4 protein-coding genes are annotated in these 4,408 nt (G+C 57.5%); all 4 read right to left on the bottom strand.

Annotation, left to right across the window (positions count from 1 at the left end):
* Window positions 1-993 (bottom strand): cobyric acid synthase (locus R6U41_RS08360; protein ID WP_410269381.1); only part of this gene is annotated, 993 nt, incomplete at its 3' end.
* Window positions 994-1,147: 154 nt separating this feature from the next.
* A complete protein-coding gene (cobJ, locus tag R6U41_RS08355; RefSeq protein ID WP_410269380.1) occupies window positions 1,148-1,888 on the bottom strand; it encodes a precorrin-3B C(17)-methyltransferase in 741 nt (246 codons plus the stop codon).
* Between the two features lie 26 nt (window positions 1,889-1,914).
* Window positions 1,915-2,964, bottom strand: coding sequence for a cobalt-precorrin 5A hydrolase (locus R6U41_RS08350; protein ID WP_410269379.1), 1,050 nt, complete (start codon window positions 2,962-2,964; stop codon window positions 1,915-1,917).
* Window positions 2,951-3,733, bottom strand: coding sequence for a precorrin-4 C(11)-methyltransferase (gene cobM / locus R6U41_RS08345; RefSeq protein WP_410269378.1), 783 nt, complete (start codon window positions 3,731-3,733; stop codon window positions 2,951-2,953). Before cobM ends, R6U41_RS08350 begins: the two co-directional genes overlap by 14 nt.
* Between the last annotated feature and the right edge of the window lie 675 nt (window positions 3,734-4,408).

The raw sequence follows: 4,408 nt of genomic DNA, 5'->3' as shown, positions 1-4,408 counted from the left end.
CCGGTGATAGGCCCGGATGGCTTCCGTCCAGCCGTTTTTGTGCAGCCAGTGCAGGTCCGCCCGGGTATTTTTGGTGCCCGGCAAAATGACCGCAGAAAATCGCGACAAATCAACGGGCTGCTCCATGAAATGCACGGACAGGCCGTCTGCGGCATCCAGGGGATCAAAGTCCGTGAAATTCGAAATTCTGGGCAGCCGGACCACTGCCGCGGCCGGGCCGTTGACGGCTGCGCCGGCAGCAGCGGCGGCTTTTTCAATGGATACGGCGTCTTCGGCCTCGATCCGGATGTGATCAAACCAGGGAATCACCCCGAAGGCGGGTTTCTCGGATTTTTGCTCAAGCCATGTCAGACCGTCTGTAAACAGGTCCGGATCACCCCGGAATCGGTTGATCATAAATCCGGCAATCCGGTCGGAAAAATGCCGGGGCAGGCACTGGAGGGTGCCGGTGATCTGGGCAAACACCCCGCCCTTGTCAATGTCTGCCACCAGCACCACGGGCGCATCCGCGTATTCGGCCATGGGCAGATTCACAAAGTCCCGGTCCATGAGATTGACCTCGGCACATGAGCCGGCACCCTCCATGATCACGGCATCGCACCGGGTTCGCAGCCGGTCAAGGGCTGCGGCAGCTGTTTTGAAAAGCGCATTTTTTTCCCTGTAATACTGCGCCGCCCGCTGGTGGCCGGTGGCCTTTCCCATGACCACCACCTGGGAGCCGTTGTCGCCTGCGGGCTTTAACAGCACCGGGTTCATGTCCACATGGGGCGCGGTTTTGGCCGCCTCTGCCTGTACGATCTGGGCCCGGCCCATTTCCAGGCCTTCCGGGGTGACCCCGGAGTTGTTGGACATGTTCTGGGCCTTAAAAGGCATCACCCGGAAACCCAGGTTTGCCAGGACCCGGCACATGGCCGCGGCAAGCACGCTTTTGCCCACCTCAGAGCCGGTGCCCAGAAAGGCCAGGCAGGGGGCGGGTTTTGTTTTCTTTGTCATTTTTGAAGGCCTCGTAAAAAGTCGGTTTTCAGATGGCGCCGTAAAAAGTTCAAGATCAAGGCTTGCGCGATTTCGAAGAATGCAGCGTACTTATCCGTACGTGAAATTATGAGAAATCGCGCGTAACGCAGATATTGGACTTTTTACGGTGCCATCATTTCTGCCCTGCTGCATCAAATTGGAGTTGATATTTGGCGCCATACCCCCTGGGCGTGATCATGCGAGCCCCGGATACAAAGGTGTGGCTGTTTCCCACAAAAATCGTTGTCTGCATCCCCGCCTGTGTGCAGTCCAAATCCGCCAGGGTGGTCAGGACGATGTTTTGATCATCCCGCATGGCCGAGGTGACAAGCCCCACAGGGGTGTTTCCCCTGCGGTGCTGCAAAAGGATCTGTTTGGCCGAATCGAGCTGCCAGTTGCGTTTTTTGCTCCTGGGGTTGTAGAGCACGGTGACAAAGTCTGCCGCGCCTGCGGCATGCAGGCGCTTATCAATCAGGTCCCACGGGGTGAGCAGATCGCTTAAACTAATGGCGCAGAAATCATGCATCAACGGCGCACCCAGAAGGGCCGCACCCGCGCTCAACGCCGGAATGCCAGGGACCACCTCTATGGACACCTGCCCGGGTTCCGTGCCGACGGCCACCCGGTTTTGGATGCAGACTTCAAAGATCAGGCCGGCCATGGCGTATATGCCCGGATCCCCGCTGCAGATCAGCGCGCAGCTCCGTCCGGCCTGTACGGTCTCTACGGCCTGCTGCACCCGGTCCACCTCCCGGGTCATGCCCGTGGAAATGACCTGCTGATCTGTGATCAGGGGCTTTACCAGTTCCATGTAAGTGGTGTAGCCGCACAACACCTGCACGCTTTCAATGACCTGTCTTGCCCGCAAAGACATGTGCTCCGGGCCGCCGGGCCCGATGCCTAGGATAAAAAGTCCAGGGCCGCCACTGCCACTGTGGTGTTTTTGGTCTTCTGTTTGGGCACTAGAATCTGCCCGGACCGGGCGGCCTTGATGGCTGCTGCTTCGCATACGCTCTTGACTCCCATGTGTTTTTCAACCGTTTCAGAGGGTGTGGGCACGTCCTTGATTTTGGCAAGCCGGGCCCGGCTGTAGCCTGTAAGCGGGCGGGCAAAATGCCGGGCCATTTCCCGGAGCCCGGGTTCGCGTGTTTTTTCGCAAATGGTGGCAAATGCCCGGATGCTTTTCACCGAAAGCCGGTGGCGTGCAAATGCCGAGTACACGGCTTCACACAATTGCCCGGCATCAGTGCCGCTGTTTAGCCCCATGCCCACGGCCAGAGACGTCGGGCGCAGCACGAGCACGTTTTCAGGTAAATCAGGGCAATGATGACACACGTATATGCCCGGTTGGTTGTCAAAATCCGGTGTGTTGATATCCTGGGTCCATTGGCCGAGGCCCGAGGCCAGCACCTGGTAGGGATCATAGCGCAGGGGCTTTTGGCCTGAAATCAGGGCCATGCTCACCGCCCTGACCGCCTCCGGGTTATCGGCCTGCAGGCCGTGTTGTTTGGCCAGCAGATCCACTGCCGGCACCCCGGCGCGGTCCGTGGCCGTGGTGATCACAGGGCACGCACCGGTGATTGCCGCAATTTTTTCCGTCCAGGCGTTTGCCCCGCCCAGATGTCCGGAAACAAGGCTGACGGCAAATCCGGCTGATTCGTCCACGGTGACAACGGCCGGATCAACGTGCTTGGAATCCAGCAGGGGGGCGATCATTCGCACGGCAATGCCCGTGGCCATAACAAACACGTGGGCGTCATAAGACCGAAAATGTTTTTCCACCGCCTCGGCCAGGCTGTCAAAAAAAAGCGCGTCTTCAGGGCGGCCTGCACTTTTGCCGGCATGGATCGTGACGTTTTCAAGCCTGCCGGCAATGCGCTGTGCAATCCCGGCACCTTTTGGGGTGATAACCCACAACGCAATCGCGGGTTTTTGATTATTTTGATCCATGGCCCTTTCGGTATCCGTGGGTAAAGGTTTTGTCATAGAGCTTGGAAGCGGAAAAATCCCTTGTCTTCTGGGCCTCTAAGGCCGGGCCGGCAATGACCAGTGCCTGGCGGGAAATTTGGGCCGCTTTCATGGTTTCTTCCAGGTCTCCAGCCTTTGTCCACAGAACTTTTTCATCCTTGTGCGAGGCCCTGAAGACAACGGCCACAGGGGCATCCGGGCCGTAATTGGCTGCAAGCACCTCCTGGAGATTGTCTGCAAGACCGGCAGACAGGTACACGGCCATGCTGGTCTGGTGGGCGGCCAGGGAGGCCAGGTTTTCCTTTTCCGGCACCGGGGTGCGGCCCTGCATGCGCGTTAAAATCAGGCTCTGGCTGACTTCCGGCAGGGTGTATTCGACTTTCAGGGCGGCTGCCGCGGCAAAGGCCGCCGTGACCCCGGGAATGATCCGGCAGGCAACGCCCTTTTGTTCCAGAACCCGGAGCTGTTCGGCAATGGCCCCGTACAGGGACGGATCACCCGAGTGCAGCCGCACCACCCGGCTTCCGTTGAAATGCGCCTGTGCCATTATATCCACGATTGCTTCCAGGTCCATTTTTGCGCTGTTTTCCAGGCGCGCATGTTTTCCGGTCCAGGCAAGCACCGCATCCGGGACAAGTGATCCGGCATAGACCACCAGATCGGCTGTCTCCAGAGCATGCTTTCCCTTGACGGTTATCAGTTCAGGATCTCCCGGTCCGGCCCCCACAAACTGCACTGGGTATTGGGTCATTGTCTACATTCCTTTGTCTATGACGTTATCGCATCGTTACGGCGCCATCTGAAAAATTCCAAGTAACTTCAAAAAAGTTGCTGTTCGTGCTTGGCTCTATAATTTTCGCATGATGCCGGCCCGGTGGCGGTTTGCTCCCTGCTGACCGCTTGCGCGCTCAATGCGACTCGCAAACCACCCCCGGGCCGGCATCATGGCCGACTGTGTGCAAAGTTTCACACCAAAGGGGCCCGGGGAAACATTTCTAAATAACTTCGTTCAAGGCTCAAGGTTCAAGGCTCAAGGTTCAAAAAAATAAAATCAAAGCTTTTAATCATGCGGCAAAAAGTTATTTTGCAGTGTTCGGTCCCGGGCTGCGGCCCGGAGGAAACGTTTCCAAGGAAGTCCAAGGGCGGGGTCGGTTTTTAAAGCGACATTGAGCGTTTACGGAAAAATTCAGCAAATGCCGGAGCGTAAAAATTTCAAACTGTTTGAGGCCGACAGGCCGAGTTTTTGAAATTTTAAGCGAAGGCATTGGCTGAATCCGTAAACGGTCAGGAGCGAAAAAACTGACCCCGGCCGCAGGGCTTCCTTCCTACAAAAACAGCGGACGCGGTAAAAAGCTTCCAAGGAACCATCAAGGTTTTTGCCCGGTTACAACAAAAACCGGGTTGTGTGCGGCCATGCGCATGCCCG

The sequence above is a fragment of the Desulfosalsimonas sp. genome, assembly GCF_046483245.1.
GTDB lineage: Bacteria > Desulfobacterota > Desulfobacteria > Desulfobacterales > Desulfosalsimonadaceae > Desulfosalsimonas.
Note: the sequence above shows the minus strand (reverse complement) of the source record. Positions and strands in the feature narration are given on the sequence as shown.